Origin of the sequence: Amycolatopsis dendrobii (assembly GCF_014145675.1) — a bacterium.
GTDB classification, from domain to species: Bacteria; Actinomycetota; Actinomycetes; order Mycobacteriales; family Pseudonocardiaceae; genus Amycolatopsis; species Amycolatopsis dendrobii.
In genome coordinates, this window is the sequence record NZ_JACGZW010000003.1 from 501,250 (window position 1) to 519,401 (window position 18,152).

18 protein-coding genes are annotated in these 18,152 nt (G+C 69.7%); 9 read left to right on the top strand and 9 right to left on the bottom strand.

Annotated elements, in window-relative coordinates; genetic code table 11:
- The first annotated feature begins 59 nt into the window (after nucleotides 1-59).
- Genes kstD through H4281_RS10730 form a run of 6 tightly spaced genes read left to right on the top strand, consistent with a single transcriptional unit; the run spans nucleotide 60 to nucleotide 5,556 of the window.
- Entirely contained in the window at nucleotides 60-1,736 is a 1,677-nt protein-coding gene (kstD, locus tag H4281_RS10705) for a 3-oxosteroid 1-dehydrogenase (protein ID WP_182890710.1), read from the top strand.
- On the top strand, nucleotides 1,733-2,908 hold the full coding sequence (locus tag H4281_RS10710; protein WP_182890711.1) for a 3-ketosteroid-9-alpha-monooxygenase, oxygenase component: 1,176 nt from the start codon (nucleotides 1,733-1,735) through the stop codon (nucleotides 2,906-2,908). Before kstD ends, H4281_RS10710 begins: the two co-directional genes overlap by 4 nt.
- Nucleotides 2,905-3,171, top strand: coding sequence for a hypothetical protein (locus tag H4281_RS10715; protein WP_182890712.1), 267 nt, complete (start codon nucleotides 2,905-2,907; stop codon nucleotides 3,169-3,171). Before H4281_RS10710 ends, H4281_RS10715 begins: the two co-directional genes overlap by 4 nt.
- Nucleotides 3,164-4,189, top strand: a complete 1,026-nt coding sequence (locus H4281_RS10720) for a ferredoxin--NADP reductase (protein WP_182890713.1) — start codon at nucleotides 3,164-3,166, stop codon at nucleotides 4,187-4,189. The genes H4281_RS10715 and H4281_RS10720 overlap by 8 nt, the downstream gene beginning before the upstream one ends.
- Before the next feature lie 11 nt (nucleotides 4,190-4,200).
- The gene (gene chsH3 / locus H4281_RS10725; RefSeq protein WP_182890714.1) at nucleotides 4,201-5,061 is read left to right on the top strand and encodes an enoyl-CoA hydratase ChsH3; all 861 of its coding nucleotides are present in this window, start codon (nucleotides 4,201-4,203) and stop codon (nucleotides 5,059-5,061) included.
- A gap of 27 nt (nucleotides 5,062-5,088) precedes the next feature.
- Nucleotides 5,089-5,556 (top strand): riboflavin kinase, encoded by a 468-nt coding sequence (locus H4281_RS10730; protein ID WP_182890715.1) that lies wholly within the window; start codon nucleotides 5,089-5,091, stop codon nucleotides 5,554-5,556.
- A 1-nt stretch (nucleotide 5,557) separates the two neighbouring features.
- On the opposite strand, the gene H4281_RS10735 is transcribed toward H4281_RS10730, so the two are convergent.
- The 6 genes from H4281_RS10735 to H4281_RS10760 all read right to left on the bottom strand — a co-directional run bounded on the left by H4281_RS10735 (nucleotide 5,558) and on the right by H4281_RS10760 (nucleotide 11,034).
- Nucleotides 5,558-6,115: a DUF5134 domain-containing protein gene (locus H4281_RS10735; RefSeq protein WP_182890716.1), complete on the bottom strand. Its 558-nt coding sequence runs from the start codon at nucleotides 6,113-6,115 to the stop codon at nucleotides 5,558-5,560.
- Nucleotides 6,116-6,322: 207 nt separating this feature from the next.
- Entirely contained in the window at nucleotides 6,323-7,495 is a 1,173-nt protein-coding gene (locus tag H4281_RS10740; RefSeq protein ID WP_182890717.1) for a lipid-transfer protein, read from the bottom strand.
- Entirely contained in the window at nucleotides 7,492-7,890 is a 399-nt protein-coding gene (locus tag H4281_RS10745; protein WP_182890718.1) for a MaoC family dehydratase, read from the bottom strand. The genes H4281_RS10740 and H4281_RS10745 overlap by 4 nt, the downstream gene beginning before the upstream one ends.
- Complete coding sequence (locus tag H4281_RS10750) at nucleotides 7,887-8,795, bottom strand: bifunctional MaoC family dehydratase N-terminal/OB-fold nucleic acid binding domain-containing protein (RefSeq protein ID WP_182890719.1); 909 nt, start codon at nucleotides 8,793-8,795, stop codon at nucleotides 7,887-7,889. The genes H4281_RS10745 and H4281_RS10750 overlap by 4 nt, the downstream gene beginning before the upstream one ends.
- Nucleotides 8,792-9,964 (bottom strand): acyl-CoA dehydrogenase family protein, encoded by a 1,173-nt coding sequence (locus H4281_RS10755; RefSeq protein WP_182890914.1) that lies wholly within the window; start codon nucleotides 9,962-9,964, stop codon nucleotides 8,792-8,794. The genes H4281_RS10750 and H4281_RS10755 overlap by 4 nt, the downstream gene beginning before the upstream one ends.
- A 2-nt stretch (nucleotides 9,965-9,966) precedes the next feature.
- Nucleotides 9,967-11,034: an acyl-CoA dehydrogenase family protein gene (locus tag H4281_RS10760; RefSeq protein WP_182890720.1), complete on the bottom strand. Its 1,068-nt coding sequence runs from the start codon at nucleotides 11,032-11,034 to the stop codon at nucleotides 9,967-9,969.
- A gap of 126 nt (nucleotides 11,035-11,160) precedes the next feature.
- Between H4281_RS10760 and H4281_RS10765 the strand changes: the two genes are divergently transcribed.
- Entirely contained in the window at nucleotides 11,161-12,102 is a 942-nt protein-coding gene (locus H4281_RS10765; RefSeq protein ID WP_182890721.1) for an alpha/beta fold hydrolase, read from the top strand.
- Between the two features lie 53 nt (nucleotides 12,103-12,155).
- Here the strand turns inward: H4281_RS10765 and H4281_RS10770 are convergent, their stop codons facing one another.
- Nucleotides 12,156-12,695 carry a Uma2 family endonuclease gene (locus H4281_RS10770; RefSeq protein WP_182890915.1) on the bottom strand — a complete coding sequence of 180 codons (540 nt, stop codon included), beginning with the start codon at nucleotides 12,693-12,695 and terminating at the stop codon, nucleotides 12,156-12,158.
- Between the two features lie 490 nt (nucleotides 12,696-13,185).
- Between H4281_RS10770 and H4281_RS10775 the strand changes: the two genes are divergently transcribed.
- A complete protein-coding gene (locus H4281_RS10775; protein WP_182890722.1) occupies nucleotides 13,186-14,817 on the top strand; it encodes a TIGR04141 family sporadically distributed protein in 1,632 nt (543 codons plus the stop codon).
- Here H4281_RS10775 and H4281_RS10780 read toward each other — a convergent pair.
- Nucleotides 14,814-16,208, bottom strand: coding sequence for a WS/DGAT/MGAT family O-acyltransferase (locus H4281_RS10780; RefSeq protein ID WP_182890723.1), 1,395 nt, complete (start codon nucleotides 16,206-16,208; stop codon nucleotides 14,814-14,816). The genes H4281_RS10775 and H4281_RS10780 overlap by 4 nt on opposite strands.
- A gap of 59 nt (nucleotides 16,209-16,267) precedes the next feature.
- Here H4281_RS10780 and H4281_RS10785 point away from each other — a divergent pair, with 59 nt between their 5' ends.
- Nucleotides 16,268-17,506: an alpha/beta hydrolase gene (locus tag H4281_RS10785; protein WP_182890724.1), complete on the top strand. Its 1,239-nt coding sequence runs from the start codon at nucleotides 16,268-16,270 to the stop codon at nucleotides 17,504-17,506.
- On the opposite strand, the gene folE is transcribed toward H4281_RS10785, so the two are convergent.
- Nucleotides 17,470-18,072 (bottom strand): GTP cyclohydrolase I FolE, encoded by a 603-nt coding sequence (gene folE, locus H4281_RS10790; protein WP_182890725.1) that lies wholly within the window; start codon nucleotides 18,070-18,072, stop codon nucleotides 17,470-17,472. The genes H4281_RS10785 and folE overlap by 37 nt on opposite strands.
- Nucleotides 18,073-18,152 lie beyond the last annotated feature (80 nt).

An 18,152-nucleotide genomic window follows, 5' to 3' on the forward strand; every position in this document is an offset into this window, starting at 1 on the left:
GACGGAAGTGGCCCCGAGCAGGCCAGCTTTAGCCGATAACACGTTACATGTGAGGTGGCATGTCGGACGAGTACGACGTGGTGGTGGCCGGCAGCGGCGCCGCCGGGATGACCGCCGCGCTCGCCGCCGCCCGTCGCGGGCTTTCCGTGGTGGTGCTGGAAAAGGCAGCCCGCTTCGGCGGTTCGACCGCCCGCTCCGGCGGCGGCGTCTGGCTGCCCGGCAACCACGCGCTGCGGGCCGCGGGCATCGAAGAACCACCCGAACGCGCGAGGCAGTACCTGGAATCGATCGTCGGCGACGTCGTCCCGGAGCACCTGCGCACGACCTTCCTCGACCACGGCCCCGAGGTGCTGGAGTTCGTCACCCGGAACACGCCGCTGGAGTTCAAGTGGGTGCCGGGCTACAGCGACTACCACCCCGAGGCGCCCGGCGGACGTCCCGGCGGCCGGTCGGTGGAGCCGAAGCCGCTCGACGGCAAACTGCTCGGCAGCGACCTGGCCGACCTCGAGCCGCCATACAGCGCGCCCCCGCTCGGCGTGCCGATCACCCAGTCGGACTATCGCTGGCTGAGCCTGATCGCCCGGCATCCGCGCGGCTTCGCCCGGATGCTGTCGCTCGGGATGAAATGGCTGGTCGGACGCGTCCGCGGACAACAACTGCTGTCCATGGGGCAAGCGCTTGCGGCCGGGCTGCGGAAGGGGCTGCGAGACGCGGGCGTCGAGGTGCTGCTCGACACGCCGCTGGTCGACCTGCGGGTGGAAAACGACGTCGTCACCGGCATCGTGGCCCGCCGCGACGGGGTCGAAACACTGTTCCGCGCGCGCCGCGGCGTGGTGCTCGCCTGCGGCGGTTTCGAGCACAACGAAGAGATGCGCACCAAGTACCAGCGCGCGCCGATCGGCACCGAATGGACCGTCGGAGCGGAGGCGAACACCGGCGACGGCATCAACGCCGGGCTCAAGCTCGGCGCGGCGACCGACCTGATGGACGACGCCTGGTGGGGCCCGTCGTTCCCGCTCACCGGCGGCCCGTGGTTCGCGCTCGCCGAGCGCTCGCGGCCAGGCTGCCTGATGGTCGACGCCGCGGGCACGCGGTTTGTGAACGAATCCGCGCCGTACGTCGAGGCTGTGCACGCGATGTACGGCGACGGCGACGGCCCCGGCAAGCACGTCCCCGCGTGGCTGGTGTTCGACCAGCGCTACCGCGACCGCTACCTGTTCACCGGCCTCGGCCCGCGGCAGCCGCTGCCCGGGCGCTGGTACAAGGCCGGGATCGTGGCGAAGTCCGCGACGCTGGCCGGGCTCGCCGAGAAGATCGACGTGCCCGCCGACGCGCTGGAGCAGACCGTCACGCGGTTCAACGGCTTCGCGCGCAAGGGCGTCGACGACGACTTCCAGCGCGGGCTCAGCGCCTACGACCACTACTACGGCGACCCGCGCAACCGCCCCAACCCGAGCCTCGGCGAACTCGCCAAGGCCCCGTACTACGCGGTCCGCGTGGTGCCCGGCGACCTGGGCACCAAGGGCGGGCTGCGGATTGACGAGAACGCCCGCGTCCTGCGCGAGGACGGCACGGTCGTGTCCGGCCTCTACGCGGCGGGCAACACCAGCGCGCCGGTGATGGGCCGGACCTACGCCGGGCCGGGCGCGACCATCGGCCCGGCGATGGTGTTCGGCTACCTTGCGGCACAGGCGCTGGCGAACGAAGATCAGACCGGCACGGGAGGCAGGCAGTGACGCCGAAGACCGATGGATCCGAGATCCGCACGATCGACGCGGGGGCGCCCCCTGCGCGGTATGCCCGCGGGTGGCACTGCCTCGGGCTCGCCGACAGCTTCCGCGACGGCAAACCGCACGCGGTGCAGGCGTTCGGCACGAAGCTCGTCGTGTTCGCGGACACCGCGGGCAAGCTGAACGTGCTCGACGGGTACTGCCGGCACATGGGCGGCGACCTCACCCAGGGTTCGGTGAAGGGCGACGAGATCGCGTGCCCGTTCCACGACTGGCGCTGGGACGGCAACGGCAAGTGCAAGTCGATCCCGTACGCCAAACGGGTCCCGCTGCGGGCGCGCACCCGGGCGTGGCAGGTGCTGGAGGAGAACAAGCAGCTGTTCGTCTGGCACGACCCGGAGGGCAATCCGCCGCCGGAGAACGTCGTGATCCCGCGCGTCGAGGGCGCGTTCAGCGACGAGTGGAGCAACTGGACCTGGGACTCGATCCTCATCGAGAACGCCAACTGCCGCGAGATCATCGACAACGTGGTGGACATGGCGCACTTCTTTTACATCCACTACGCCTTCCCCACGTATTTCAAGAACGTGTTCGAGGGCCACATCGCCACCCAGTACCTCAACACCAAGGGCCGCCCGGACATGGGCATGGCGTCCAATTACGGCGGCGAGGAGAACCTGCTGCGCTCGGAGGCGTCGTACTTCGGCCCCTCCTACATGATCAACTGGCTGGTGAACTCCTTCCAGGGCTTCGAAATCGAGAACGTGCTGATCAACTGCCACTATCCGGTTTCGCCGACCTCGTTCGTGCTGCAATGGGGCATCATGGTCAAGAAGATGCCGGGCATTTCCGACGAGCACGCGGACAAGATCGCCGCGAAGCTGGCCAAGGGCATCGGCGTCGGGTTCCTCCAGGACGTGGAGATCTGGAAGAACAAGACCAAGATCGACAATCCGCTGCTGTGCGAGGAGGACGGCCCGGTCTACCAGCTGCGCCGCTGGTACGACCAGTTCTACGTGGACGCCGCGGACGTCACCGAGGACATGACGCGCCGGTTCGAGTTCGAAGTGGACACCACGAAAGCGAACGAGGTGTGGGCGGCCGAGGTGCAGGAAAACCTGGCCCGGCAGCGGGCGGAGGCCGAGGCGGCGGCTCAGTCGGAGGAGGCTGGGGTGTGACGGCCGAAGCGACCGAATTCCTCACCTCCGGACTGCGGCCACACGAATGCCGCAGCTGCGGAACCTGTGTGCTGGTCAAGAAAAACAGCCTGAAGCACACCAGCATCCAGTGGACCGCCGACGCCGCGACCAGCTGTCCGGTGTTCGCCGCGCACGCCGCTTCCGGCGGCAACACCGCGTTGCTGGACACTTGCGGGAAACTCGCGGACAGCATCGACAGCGCGGTCCGCGACGGCAATTTCGGGCAGGTGCGCAATGACTGACGTCGTCACGCTCACCGTCGCCGAGGTGATCGAGGAAACCGCGGACGCCCGGTCCATTGTGTTCACTGTCCCGGACGAACATCTGGAGCGGTTCGCCTACTCCCCCGGGCAATTCCTCACGCTGCGGATTCCCAGCGACCAAACGGGTTCCGTCGCGCGGTGCTATTCGATTTCGAGCGCGCCGCACGAGGGCCGGGTGCAAGTCACGGTCAAGCGGACGGCCGACGGATACGGCTCGAATTGGGTCTGCGACGAACTTCGCGCTGGTGCGACGATCGACGTGCTCCGGCCGACGGGCGTATTCTGTCCGTCCTCCTTGGACGCGGATTTCCTGTTGTTCGCCGCGGGCAGCGGAATCACGCCGGTGATGTCGATTCTCAAGTCCGCGCTGGAAAAGGGCGACGGACAGGTGGTGCTGGTCTACGCCAACCGCGACGAGCAATCGGTGATCTTCGCCGCCGAATTGCGCGAACTGGCCGAGCGGTTCGGCGACCGGCTCACCGTCGTGCATTGGCTGGAAAGCTTGCAGGGCTTGCCGGCCGTCACCGCATTGCGGGCGCTGGCCAAGCCTTACGCCGGGCATGAGGCGTTCCTCTGCGGACCGGCGCCGTTCATGGCCGCCGCGCAGGACGCGTTGCGCGACCTGGGTGCGCCGCGGGAACGCGTGCACGTGGAGAAGTTCCACTCGCTCACCGGGAATCCCTTCGCGGACGAACCGGAGCCAGAGGAAGACACCGGCGGCGAGACCACCGCGCTCACCGTCGACCTCGACGGCGAGACCCGGCAACTGGCCTGGCCGCGGCAGCGGAAACTGCTCGACCACCTGCTCGCCGAGGGCCTCGACGCGCCGTACTCCTGCCGCGAGGGCCAGTGCAGCGCGTGCGCGTGCCGCATCACCTCCGGCGAGGTGAAAATGCTGAACAACGAGGTGCTGGACGCCGAGGACATCGCCGACGGGATCGTGCTGGCCTGCCAATCGGTACCGTTGACCGACGAGGTGTCCGTCAGCTACGAGTGAGTGGAGAGCCCGTGCCCATCGACCCCGCGGTCGCGATCGGCGCCGATCTCGGCGAGGTCAGCTTCGCTTGGACGGCCTCCGACGTGCTGCTGTACCACCTGGCCGTCGGCGCGGGCGCGGATCCGCTGGACGAACGCGAACTGCGCTACGCCTACGAGCGCGACCTGCGCGTGCTGCCGACCTTCGCCACCGTCGCGGCGAATCTGCGCACCTTCGAGCCGCCGGTGCTGAAGTTCCCCGGCGTCGACGTCGACCTGGCGAAAGTGCTGATCGGCAAGCAGGAAATCGAACTGCACCGGCCGGTCGAGCCCGAGGGCAAGGCCGTCGCGCGCACCCGGATCGCCGACGTCTTCGACAAGGGCAAGGCCGCGGTGCTGGTGCAGGAGACCGAGGTCGCCGACGAGTCCGGCACTCCACTGTGGACAGCCCGGACCAGCATTTTCGCCCGCGGCGAGGGCGGCTTCGGCGGTGAACGCGGCCCGTCGGGCAAGGTCGAGGTCCCTGCCCGCGAACCGGACGCCGTGCTCGACGTGGCGACACTGCCCCAGCAGGCGCTTTTGTACCGGCTGTGCGGCGACCGCAACCCGCTGCACGCCGACCCGGCGTTCGCCAAGGCCGCCGGATTCGACCGGCCGGTCCTGCACGGGCTGTGCACGTTCGGCATGGTCGGGAAAGCCGTGGTCGACGCGTTCCTCGACGGCGATCCCGGCCGCGTCTCGGCATTCGGGACGAGATTCGCCGGCGTCGTGTTCCCCGGCGAAAACCTGCGCGTGCGCGTGTGGCGCGAAGACGGCCGTCTGCTGGTCACGACCACCGCGCCGGAGCGTGCCGACGCGCCTGTGCTGGCCGACACAGTGCTGACGCCCCGCTGAGCATCGGGACCGTTATACGGTTGTCCCATGGCGGACGAGCGAGACGGCACCTTCTTCGTGGTGCGCGGGCCAGTCGAGCCGGGCGACAAGCGCGGCCGCGAGCTGGGATTCCCCACCGCGAACATCGCGCTGCGCGACCAGCGCGGCGAACTCGGCGACGGGGTGTGGGCCGGCTGGGCGGAACGCGCGGACGGCACGCGCGTGGCCGCCGCCGTGTCCGTCGGCCGCCGCCCGACCTACTACGGAGCCGACGGCTACCGGCTGGTCGAGGCCTTCCTGCTCGACTTCGAGGGCGACCTGTACGGCGAACGCCTCACCGTCTGGCTCGGCAAGCACCTGCGGAACCAGGAGGCTTACGGTTCCGCGCAGGAGCTGATCGACGCGCTGGGGCGCGACGTCGCCGCGGCTCGCGAGTGGGTCGCCGCGCATCCCGCGGACACGCTGCCGACGCTGGCCGAACTCCCGCCGGACGGCGAAGTCCAGCGAATCGGCTGAGTCAGACCGCCGCGAGCAGCATGACGCCCATGCCCGCGCCCATCGCGGCGCGGCACAGCGTGCGCGACGCGTGCCCAGGCACCGCCGTGCCGCGCGACTGCATCGCCACCACGCCCGAGCGGACCGCGTCCACCGCGAAGTAAGCCGCCGCGCCTATCGCGACCACCGGCCACGCGAGCCTGGCGTCCATTGTGGACATCGTGAGCCACGGCCCGTGCACCATGCCCCCGTGCGGCATCGCGGTGACCATGTAGAGCATCGCCGCCGCCGACAGCGCGTGGTGTGCGCAGCTGTGCCCCTCGGCCCGGCCGCGCCAGGCGGAGAAAGCGAACCAGCCCGCGGTCAGCACCAGCACCGCCTGCCAGCCCGCGGCCGGGATCGGGCCGCCGACCGGGGACAGCATCGCGACCATCGCGACCACCAGCAGCAGTTCGGCGAGGTCGCCGTTGCGCACCCGGTGGCCGAGGCTGACGTAATCGAGCTTCACCAGCCGCAGCACGCACGGCAGCGCCAGCAAGGCGAACAGCACGGTGAACAGCCACGCCAGCGGGACAGTCACCTCGGCACACTCCTCCGGACACGCTGCGTCACACGGGCCTTACTACCGTGACACGCGCGGGGTGAGGACACCAGCCAGCAATGAGGTGATGCGCGTTGACCCACAAGGGCTATGCGCACACCGACAAGCGCAGGTCAGACCGCTATCGACCGAGCCTCGGGAGTGGCCGTCGTGAGTGTTCGTGCCGGTTCTAACCGGCATAGACACTCACGAGGCCTGAGTCAACACCAGCCCACTCGTCGGCACTCCCGTCCCTGCCGTCACGACCGCAGTACCAGCGCCAGCGACCTGGTTAGCCGCCGTGCCGCGCAACTGGCGGACCGCTTCCGCGATGCCGTTCATGCCGTGGATGTACGCCTCGCCGAGCTGGCCGCCGTGCGGGTTGAGCGGCAGCTTCCCGCCGAGGGTCAGCGTGTCGCCCGCGACGAAGTCCTTCGCCTCGCCGCGACCGCAGAAGCCCAGCTCTTCCAGCTGCATCAGCACGTACGGGGTGAAGTGGTCGTACAGCACCGCGACGTCCACATCGGACGGCCCGATCCCGGATTGCGCCCACAGCTGCCGCCCGACCACGCCCATTTCCGGCAGCGCGGCGAGGTCGTCGCGGTAGTAGCTGGTCATCACGTACTGGTCCGGCCCGCTCCCCTGCGCCGCCGCCGAAACCACCACCGGTTCCTGCCGCAGGTCGCGCGCGCGTTCGAGACTGGTGATCACGAGTGCGACGCCGCCGTCGCTTTCCTGGCAGCAATCGAGCAGGTGCAACGGTTCCGCGACCCAGCGCGAAGCCTGGTGCTCCTCCAGCGTGATCGGCCTGCCGTGGAACCAGGCGTTCGGGTTCGTCGCCGCGTGCGCCCGGTCGATGACCGCGATCTTGCCGAAATCCTCGCTGGTCGCCCCGTATTCGTGCAGATACCGCTGCGCGACCATGGCCACTGTCGCGGCCGGGGTCGCGATGCCCATCGGGTAGTGGAACGCATTGTCGACACCGGACGTATTCACCTGCTGGGCCGCGGCCGCCGACACGCGCCCGAACCGCATTCCGGAGCGCTCGTTGAACGCCCGGTAGGCGACCACGACGTCGGCGATTCCGCTGGAGACGGCCATCGCCGCTTGCTGCACGGTCGCCGCCGCCGCGCCGCCGCCGTAGTGCACGCGACTGAAGAATGTCAGCTCCGGGATTCCCAGTTCGCGGGCGAGCGCGATTTCCGCGTTGCCGTCCATGGTGAACGACACCATTCCGTCCACATCGGACGGTTTCAGCCCGGCGTCGGCCAGCGCGTGGCTGACGCATTCGGCCGCCAGCCGCAGTTCGCTGCGTCCGGAATCCTTGGAGAACTCGGTCGCGCCGATCCCGGCGATCGCGGTGGTCCCGGTGAACGTCATGCGTCCTCCTCCGGCAGCGTCAGCGAAACCGTGCCGGTCACGTGCGCACCTAGACTGTCCACAGCGGACACTTCCAGTTCGGCGTCGTTGCCGTCGCGGGCAATGACGCGGCCGGTGAAGGTGAGCGTGTCCCCGGCGTAGCAGGGCACGCCGAGCCGGATCTTGATCGAGCGGATGAGCGCCTGCGGCCCGGCCCATTCGCTCACGTACCGCTGCACCAGGCCGGTGTCGGTAAGGATGTTGAGGAAGATGTCCTTCGACCCGCGCGCGACGGCGGCGGCGCGGTCGTGATGCACGTCCTGGAAATCCCGGGTCGCCAGCGCGGTGCTGATCACGACCGTCGGCGTCGCCTCGAGCACCATCGGCGGCAGTTCGGTCCCGACTGCGGCAGTCATCGCGCCACCTTCCACGCGGGCAGGGTCAATTCGTCGTCGACGCGCACGAACGCGGCGGTCACCGGAAGTCCGATGTGGACCTCGGCCGGGTCGGCGTCCAGGAGTTCGGCCATCACCCGCACCCCTTCCTCCAGCTCCACCAGTGCGACCACGAACGGCAGCCGCTTGCCCGGCACCGCCGGATGGTGGTGCACGACGAAGCTGTAGACGGTTCCGCGTCCACTCGCGACCACATAGTCCGGCACTGTGTCGAGCGATCCGTCCGGCGGCATCGGGCCGGGCGGATGCCGCAGCACGTCGCCCCAGCGCTGGACGCGCAGTTCTCCCTCGCGCAGGCCGTCCCAAAAGAACTTGGTGTCGTGGCTGATCACCGGCCGCAGCACCGGCGACGGCGGCGGCTCCGGTTCGCGCGGACGGAACTTCAGCACGCGGAACACCATGTCCGCCACCAGTTCCCCGTCGACATACCAATTCGTCCGGGTGGTCACGAACCAGCCTTCGCCGAGCCCGGTGCGCTTCGGGCCGGTGACGTCCTCCAGCACGTTCGTGGTCGAAACGTGCTCGCCCGCCCGCAGGTAGCGGTGATAGGTCTGCTCGGAATTGGTGGCCACAATGGAGGTGTACCCGGCGTCGTCGAGCACCTTCAGGATCGAACCGAGCGGGTCGTCGTCCCCGCGCACGCCGTGCAGCCCCGGCATCGTCCACACCTGCGCCATCGCCGGCGGCGCGACAAGTCCTTTGTGGACACTCGTCTCGGCGTACTCCGCGTCGGTGTAGACCGGGTTCGCGTCGCCGATCGCCTCGACCCAGTTGTTCACCATCGCCTGGTTCACCGGATCGCGCGCGTACCTCGGCGCGCTTTCGCCCTGTGCGGCGATTTTCGCGGCGGCTTCCTCGATCGTCATCGCGGCACCCTCGGCAGTTCCAGTCCGGCGGAGGCGATCAGTTCGCGCTGGATCTCGCTGACGCCTCCGCCGAACGTCAGCACCAGGTTCCGTTTCGCCAGCACGTCGAGCCATTCGGCGAGTTCCGCGGTGTCCGGGTCGGCGAGGTCGCCGTGCCGCCCGACCAGCTCCTCCAGCAGCCTCCCGATCCGCTGGATTCGCTCGGAGGCGAACACCTTCGTCGCCGAGGCGTCGGCGATCTCGACCGACCCGTGCGCCGCTGCCGCCGCGACCTGCCAGTTCAGCAGTTCGTTGACCCGCGCGACCGCGAACGTCTCGGCCAAGACCGCGCGCACGTCCGGAAGGTCGAGCAGCGCCGCGCCGTCCGGGGTCCGGCGCGCCGCCGCCCACGCCCACACGCGGTCGTGCAGGCCGCCGATGCGCCCGGCCGGGCCGAGCATCACGCGCTCGTGGTTGAGCTGCGTGGTGATCAGCCGCCAGCCGCGGTTTTCCTCCCCCACCAGCATGTTCGCCGGCACCCGGACGTCGGAGTAGAACGTCGCGTTGACGTGGTGCGCACCGTCGCAGGTGATGATCGGCGTCCACGAATAGCCGGGGTCGCGGGTGTCCACGATGAGGATGGAGATGCCCTTGTGCTTCGGCGCGTCCGGGTCCGTGCGGACGGCCAGCCACACGTAGTCCGCGTCGTGGCCGCCGGTGGTGAAGACTTTCTGGCCGTTGATCACGTAATCGTCGCCGTCGCGGACCGCGCGCGTGCGCAGCGAGGCGAGGTCCGTCCCGGCTTCCGGCTCGGTGTACCCGATGGCGAAATGCACTTCGCCGGCCAGGATTTTCGGCAGGAACATGACTTTCTGCTCCTCGGTGCCGAACGCCTGCAACGTCGGCCCGACCGTCTGGAGCGTCACCGACGGCAGCTGGACATCCGCGCGGGCGGCTTCGTCGACGAAGATGTGCTGCTCGATCTCGCCGAAACCGCCGCCGCCGTACTCCTTGGGCCAGCCGACGCCGAGCTTCCCGTCGCGGCCCATCCGGCGCACGACGTCGCGGTACACCTGCCCGTGCCGCTCCCGCAGCAAGGCCCGGCGTTCGTCGGCGGTCAGCAGGCCCGCGAAGTACTCGCGCAGCTGCGCTCGCAGTTCTTGTTGCGCGGCCGTCAGTTCGATGTGCATGCTCATCCCGCCACTCGTTCGCCCAGCCGGCCGAGCCGGTGCGCCGCTCCCCCGACCGCGCGGCCGAGGTCCTTCACCGCCGAGGAATACCGGTGCAGCGGATAGGTGCGATCGACGCCGACCCCGCCGTGCAGGTGATGACAGATCGCCAGCGCGGACGGAGCTTCCTCGGTCAGCCAGTACGCCGCGATGTCCAGCTCGGTGTCCGCGTCCAATCCGGACGCCAGCCGCCACACTGCCGACACCGCGGCAAGATGCACGGTGCGGGAAGCGACGTAGACGTCCGCGATTTGCTGTGCCACCGCTTGGAATGTCGCAAGCGGACGACCGAATTGCGTGCGCTCGCCGACGTGCTGGGCAGTTAACGCCAAGGCTCCGGCGAGCAGGCCGTCGCCGAGCGCGAGCGCTCCTGCCAGCGCGTAACGGTGCAGCGTCTGCAACGCATGTCCTGCCGTGCGGTCACGCAAGAAATCCGCTTCGCTCACCCGCACACCGTCGAACCGCACGGTGTACTCCGGCGCGCCAGTCGCGTTGTACGCAGGCAGCACTTCGACCCCGTCGGCGCGCGGATCCACCAGCGCGACGCCAGCGTCTCCCGGCAACGCGATCGGCGTGAGAATGCGCGTCGCCTCCGCGGCGTACGGCACGTGCGTCTTGACGCCCGTCACCGCCCACGCGCCGTCCGCCGCCGCACCGCTGGTCCCGGGGATGGAGGTCAGCGGTGCGGACGGCTCGTGCAAGGCCGCAGTGAGAATCGTCTCTCCCGCGGCTGCGGGCGGCAGGAACTCGGCGCGCTGCGCCGGGGTGCCGAGGGCCTCGATCGGGAGGATCCCGAGCGCCAGCACGGCGTATGCGGGCACCGCCGCCGCGGCCCTTCCGACCTCGGTGAGCACCGGGGCGACGTGGTCGACGCCGAGCCCGTCGCCGCCGAGGTCGGCGGGCAGGGGCAGGGCGAGCAGGCCCGCGTCGGCCAGCGCTCGCCACTGGTCCGCGGGCTCGTCGGCCTTCCCGAGCACTCGCGCGGCGAGCGAGGTGATCTCGCTCTGCGTATCGTCGGGGGTGAAGTCCACTCCGGTCTCCCTCCACCTAGGTGGAACACGTTCTATTTTTAGCCGGTATGGGCTGGCTCGGCAACCCCCGGGACCGGGTCCCGGGCGGTAGATCGGCAGGACGAGCAGGGAGGGCGGCACGCCGGCATGGGTGCAGAACAAGTTCTCAAATCAGCGCTGGGCGACGTCGGATGGCAAGCAACGCGGAAGCTCGCGACCATCCCGCCCACCGCGGGCGTCCCCGACCCGAAGCCGCTGTCCCTGCCCGGCCGCGGCCAGACCGTCGTGGTGGACGTCGGCCCGCGGCACGCACCCGCGGTGATCCTGCTGCACTCCGTCGCCTGCACCGGGCTGCTCACCTGGTATTCCGTGCTGAAGCGGCTGTCGGCGAACCACCGGGTGGTGGTGTTCGACCAGCGCTGGCACGGCCAGGGCATCCGCTCGCACGACTTCAGCCTCGAAGACTGCGCGGACGACGTGGTCGCGGTCGCCGACGCGCTGGGCATCGACGAGTTCATGGTCGCGGGCTACTCGATGGGCGGCATGGTCGGCCAGCTGACCGCCCACCGTTATCCCGACCGCGTCACCGGCCTTGTCCTGTGCTCGACAGCGAGCAACTTCCGGCGAGGCATCCGGCAACGCGTGGCACTCGACCTGTTCGGCCGCACCCTGCACCTGCTGCGCGACCAGGCCCGCATCGGCCTGGTCCCCGGCGAACCCCGCCGCGAACGCCTCGCCCGCCTGGAGGACCACCGGTGGGCACTGGAGGAATTCCGCTCGACGAGCCCGTGGGCGATCGCGGTCGCGCTGGACGAGATCGGCCGCTTCGACTCGACGCCGTGGCTGCACACGCTCGATCTGCCCGCGGCGGTGGTGGTGACTTCGCGGGACGGGTTCATCGCGCCCGCACATCAGCGGAGTCTGGCGCGGCGGATTCCGGGGGCGGCGACGTACGAGATCCCGGCCGGGCACACCGCGTGCGTGTTCGCGGCGGACCAGTTCGTGGCGGCGTTGATGGCGGCGTGCACTTCGGTGCAGGCGGCGATCGGCGGGCAGGAACGGGCGGCGGAGGTCGCGGACTCGGCGTAGCGGCTCGCGCGTGGCAATCCCGGTTCTAACCGGGATTGCCACGCACGAGGGCCCTAGTACGTCGACACCAGATCCGCGGGCCGCAACTCCAGCCGATACGGCACCTCCAGCCGCACCACGTCGTCTCCGGTCGCTTCCCCGTCCAGCACATACTCGCCGTCCACCAGGCGGAAGCAGCTCAGCGCCGGCTCGTTCGGCTCGATCACCCAGTAGTACGGGCACCCGGCGAGCGCGAGCCGGGCCGGTTTGAGGAAGCGGTCGATGTGCCTGCTCGACGGCGACACCACCTCGACCGCCAGCACCGGGACGCCGACCAGGGCGCGTTCGGTGAACGTCTCGCGCCGCCCGATCACGACGTCCGGGATCATCACGGTGAACTCGTCGAGCACCACGTCCACCGGCGCGGGGAGGACCTCGCAGTCGGCAGGGCACACCGGGGTGAGCGCGGCGAGGAGGCGCGCGACCACCCGCTGGTGCAGCGGACGCGGGGACGGGCTCACCAGAAGCGTCCCGTCCACCAGCTCGTACCGGCGGCGTTCATCCGAGATCGTCTCCAGGTCCCGACGCGTGAGACGGTCGCCGTGCGCGAACATCGGGACTGTCATCATGCTGCCCCCGCAGGCGGGCCGACCGGAAACGACTCGGCCAGGGTAGTCGGGCACGCGCGGCAGCGCGAACCGTCCCGCGACCGGCGGCCGACCCGGCTAGCCCATTCGCCGCGCGACCCGTCCGCCGAAACGCTCACCGTGCGTCACCGAAATGCGGAGTTGTCACCCCGGTCAGCCCAGTCGTGCCCAGCGAACAGGTTCTTTCGGAAGAGTCAGGCAATTTATTCCACTCGCAATTCCGCGTCCAGTAAACGGCCATCACGGGATCACCTACCCGTTGCCCGGCCTCGGAAAACCCACTGTGGCGCATCCCGAAAGGGAACCCTATCATCGGCCGTGCCCACGTCCCGTGAATGGGTGATTCAACGGGATTTCACCATTCCGAACGCTATTCGCGCTCCGTGATTAACCGGCCGGACCGCTGCGCCGCTTAGGCTGACCGGACGTCCTGGAATTCCGTCCTACGGTGGTGGTCATGCCTGCCCCCAGCCGTCCGGCGTCCCTCTTCCGTCTCGACGGCTCCGCGGCGGAATCCGACCTGCTGACCCCGTTGTCGGCCGAGCAGATCAGCGCCGACCGCCCGGTCGACCTGCCCGGCGCCCGGGCACGGATCGTCGCGGGCGCGTTCCGCACCGAAGCCCCGCAATGGCTGCAGCACGCCGAAGCCCTCGGCGGCGGCCCGCTCGACCTGCCCTCGACGCTGCCGTTCGCCGTCCTGCTCGTGCCGCGCCCGCCCTGGACCTACGCGGTCACCTGGGGCGCGGGACATCTCGTGCTCAACGACGAACACGTCGAACAGGGTTTCGGGCTGCGCTTCGGAATCCGCCGGCTCGACCCGTTCGACCTCGGCCTCGTCGCGAGCGCCGCGCTCGACGTTTCCGCGCGGGCCACGCAAATCTCGATTCCCGGCGGCGGCGAACTGTCCGCGTTCCGGCTCGAACCATACGGCGACCTCGTCCACCGGCTCGCCGGTTCGGCGGATCTCACCGACCTCACCTACGGCCGGGTGACCGGCAAGCGCTACCGCATCCGCGTCGGCACCTCGCTGTGGGCACCGCTGGCGAAGGACCCCGAAGCGTTCCTGGCCGACCTCGACGCCGTCGGCGCGGTCGTCGACGAACCGGACGAGGATTCCGCGCTGCGGTTCATCGCCCAGACCCGCCCGATGGACCGGCACCACCCGCTCGTGCCCGAACTGGAACGGCGACTCGCCGAAGCACTCGGCGGCAGCGACGCGCTCGGCCTGGCCTGGCCGTCGAGTGCCGCGAACGACGCGGAAAACGCCGGTTCGTTCCGCATCACCGGCCTCGGTCCCGGCGGGCCGATCCCCGTGTCGGGCCGCCTCGAACTGGACCACCTGACCACGCGGCTCAGCGGAATTCCCGTTGAGCGGCGGCTGAAAGCCCTGCGCGCGGGCCGCATCACGACCTGCGCCGACGACGCGGGCGCGGAACCCACCGGAGCGCCGCTGCCCGCCGCGCGCTGGCTCGTCTTCGAGACGACCGTCGAGCACACCCGGTACGTATTCCACCAGGCGCGCTGGTACCGGATCGGCGAGACTTATGTCGCGCAGATGCGGGATCAGGTCCGGGATCTGGTGGCCCGCAAGCACGTCTGGCCGGACATCACCTGGAAACCGAGCGGGCAGCCCGACGACGAGCATCGGTATTGCCAGCGCGTGGCCGCTCTCGCGCCGGGATATCTGTGCCTCGACAAGGATTTCGCGAGCACTCCCCTGCATCCGCGCTTCGAACTCTGCGACGTGCTGGGCCCCGAGGACGAGCTGATCCACGTCAAATGGCTCGGCCGGGCTACCGCGGCCAGCCATCTCTACACCCAGGCGCTCGTGTCCGCCGAAGCACTGCACGATGAGCCGGAAGCGCTGGCACAGCTGGCCGACAAGGTGTCCGCTTTAGACCCGGGACGGACTCTGGGCGGGGCACCGGACACTGTGGTGCTCGCCGCCGCGGGACGGGCGTGGAATGTGGACGAGTTGTTCACGCTCTCGCAGGTCGCCTTGCTGCGGCTGGACCGAGCGGTGCGGAGCTTGCGCGCGACGTTGAAGTTCGCGGATATTCCCCACACGGCGAAGAAGAGGCGCCGTTAAACCGGCGCGGCCTTGCTCAACTCGTCCATCGCCTCCGGCAACGCGTCCGCCAGCGGCCACAAATCCTTCACCAGCTCCTTGGCCCCCAGCAACCCAATCCCGATCTTGCCGTCGTTCGACAGCACCGTGATGTTGAGCCCCGCCCCGTGGAACACCGGCCCCAGCGGATAAAGCCCGGTGATCCGCGCGCCCAGCAAATACAGCGGCATCGGCGGCCCAGGCACATTCGAGATGATCAGGTTGTGCACCACCGGATGCCGTTCGGCCAATCGCAGCGCCGAATACGCGCGCACGCCGAGCCCGAAGACTGTCGCCGGGGAGAATTGGGCCCAGTCGGCGAGCATGTCGGCGTCGATGTCGTAATGGTGGTCCTTCGCCCGCCGGTTCGCTTCGGCCAGGAAGAACACGCGCGCCGCCGGGTCGGGCAGATGTGTGGGCAGCGAAGCGAAAAAGGCCGAAACCCGGTTGCTGCCGCGATCGCGTTCCGTGCGTTCGTGCACCGATACCGGCACCGTCGCCACCAGCGGGTCGCCCGGCAGTTCGCCGCGGCCGAGCAGGAATTGCCGCAGGGCACCGGAAACGAGCGCCAGCACCACGTCGTTCACCGTGACGCCGAAAGCGTCCTTCACCTGCTTCACCGCATCGAGATCCAATTGCGCGAAAGCGACCGAGCGATGACCGGTGATGGTGCCGTTCAGCGAGGTCCGCGGCGCGGTGAACGGCACCGGCATTCCCTTGCCGCGCAAGGCTTTGCCGAGCCACCGCGGGACCAGCTCGATCAGCTCCGGCAGCAACCGGGCGATCTCGAACGGCCGGTGCAGCAGCGAATCGGCGCTCTCGCGCAGCAGCCGCAACCGCGTGGGGAGACCGTCGTTGCGGCGTTCGCCGGCGGGCAGTTCCGGCAGCGGCGCGTCAGGTTCGAGACCGGCGAGGTAGCCGATCAGGCTGGCCCCGCCGACGCCGTCGACGCTCGCGTGGTGCATTTTCAGCAGCACCGCCAGCCGTCCGTCCGACAGGCCCTCGATCACGTAGCACTGCCACAGCGGATGCGCCCGGTCGAGCCGCTGCCCGGCGATGTGCGCGCACATCTCGGCGAGCTCGCGGTCGTCGCCCGGCGCGGGCAGGCCGATCCGGTGCACATGGTTGTCGAGGTCGAAATCCTCGTCCTCGACCCACACCGGATGGTTCAGGTTCCAGAGTGGATTGTGGAGTTTGCGGCGGAACGCCGGGATCAGCGCGACGCGTTCGGCGAGGCGGCGCTTGAACTCCGGGAACGCGTAGCCGCCGGGCATGGTCGAGCCGTCGAGGGTGAGCAGGCCGCAGACGTGCAGGACCTGCGAGGGCGTCTCCAGGTAGAGGAAGCTCGCGTCCAGCCCGCTCAGTCGCTGCATGTCTGCCAGGGTAAGGCAGAACCCTGGCCGGGGCGCTCGGCGGAGGTAGCATCGGGAAGGTGAAACCGGACTTCGTGACCCGCCGGGCGGCGCAGCTCGGTCTCGCCGCGCTCGCCCTGCGGCCGCCGAAACCGCGGCCGACCTCGATCCCGGTGTTCTTCGCCGGCTGGCTCACCGGCGAACTCGCGCCGCACCTGCTCGCGCTCACCGCGGCCGACACCGTGCAGCACGTCGCGCGCCACGGGGTGCGCCGCCCCAGCGACCGGATCGGGCTGGCGCTGGCCGGGCTGTCCGCGGCCGGTTTCGCGTCGCTCATCGGGACCTCGCTGAAGGCACGCCTCGAGGTGGAGGCCGCGCTCGTCGAAGCGCTCGGCGAGGACTACCGGGACCGCCTGGAGAACCCCTCGGACTTCTCGACGCCGTGGGGACGCCTGCTGATGCCGTTCCGGATGCACGAGCCGGACGTCGTACGCGACCGGAATGTCGCGTACGCCCCTGGCGGCAAACGGTTCCTGCTGGACGTCTACCGTCCGCGCGAAACAGTCCGCGACGCACCGGTGCTGCTGCAGATCCACGGCGGCGCGTGGACGATCGGCAACAAGGAACAGCAGGGCCTGCCGCTGATGCGCCACCTCGCCCGCCGCGGCTGGGTCTGCGTCGCGATCAACTACCCGCTCTCCCCCGCCTCGCGCTGGCCGGCGCACATCGTCGCGGCCAAGCAAGCGCTCGCCTGGATCCGCGAGCACATCGCCGAGTACGGCGGCGACCCGCGCTTCGTCGCGGTGACCGGCGGTTCGGCGGGCGGGCACCTGGCCGCGCTGCTCGCGCTGAGCCAGAACGACCCGGCGCTGCAGCCCGGGTTCGAGGAGGCGGACACGAGCGTGCAGGCCTGCGTGCCGCACTACGGCGTGTACGACATCGCCGCGTCGACCGGCGAGGAGGAAAGCCGGTACCGCCTGGAAAGCCTGATGGCGCGCCGGGTGTTCGCCCCGGAGCACCGCCTGGACGACTACCTCGCCGCGTCCCCGCTGGACCGGATCGCCGAGGACGCGCCGCCGTTCTTCGTGATCCACGGCAAGCACGATTCGCTCGTGCCGGTCGCGGAGGCGCGGGAGTTCGTCGCCCGGCTGCGCGCCAAGTCCGCCCACCCGGTCGCGTACGCGGAACTCGCCGGGGCGCAGCACGCCTTCGACGTGTTCCCGTCGATCCGCAGCACCCACGTCGTACGCGGCGTCGAGCACTTCCTCGACTGGGCCCACGCTCAGGCGTTGACCCCGGTCAGCGAGAAGAACTCCTGACGCGAACGGGCATCCTCGCGAAGGGTGCCCATCAGCGTGGACGTCACCGTGGACGAGCCGGTCGCCTGCACGCCGCGCAGGGTCATGCAGGTGTGTTCGGCCTCGATCACCACGCCGACGCCCTTCGGGGACAGCTGGTCGCCGAGCCATCCCGCGATCTGCTTCGTCAGCCGTTCCTGCACCTGCGGGCGGCACGCGAAATGCTCGACGACCCGCGCCAGCTTCGACAGGCCGAGGATCCGCTCGCCCGGCAGATACCCGACGTGCGCGACCCCGATGAACGGCAGCAGGTGGTGTTCGCAGACCGACCGGACCGGGATGTCGCGGGCCAGCACCAGCTCGTCGTAGCCCTCGTCATTGGGGAACGTGGTCAGGTCGAACGAGCGCGGCGTGAACAGTTCGGCGTACGCGCGGGCCATCCGGCCGGGGGTGCCGCGCAGGCTCTCCGAGTCGAGGCTGATGCCGAGCGCGCGCAGGAAGTCCCCCGCCGCGTTTTCGGCCGCGGCCAGGTCGAAGCCGGGAACGGGCTCGTGGACGACGCGGAGGGCGGTTCCGGACGACTGCATGGGCGATCCTCGGGCTTCGGGAGGCGGCGGGACGGGGTTTCGCCGATAAATCTTTGTCTTATTGACCGGCGGAGTCAATG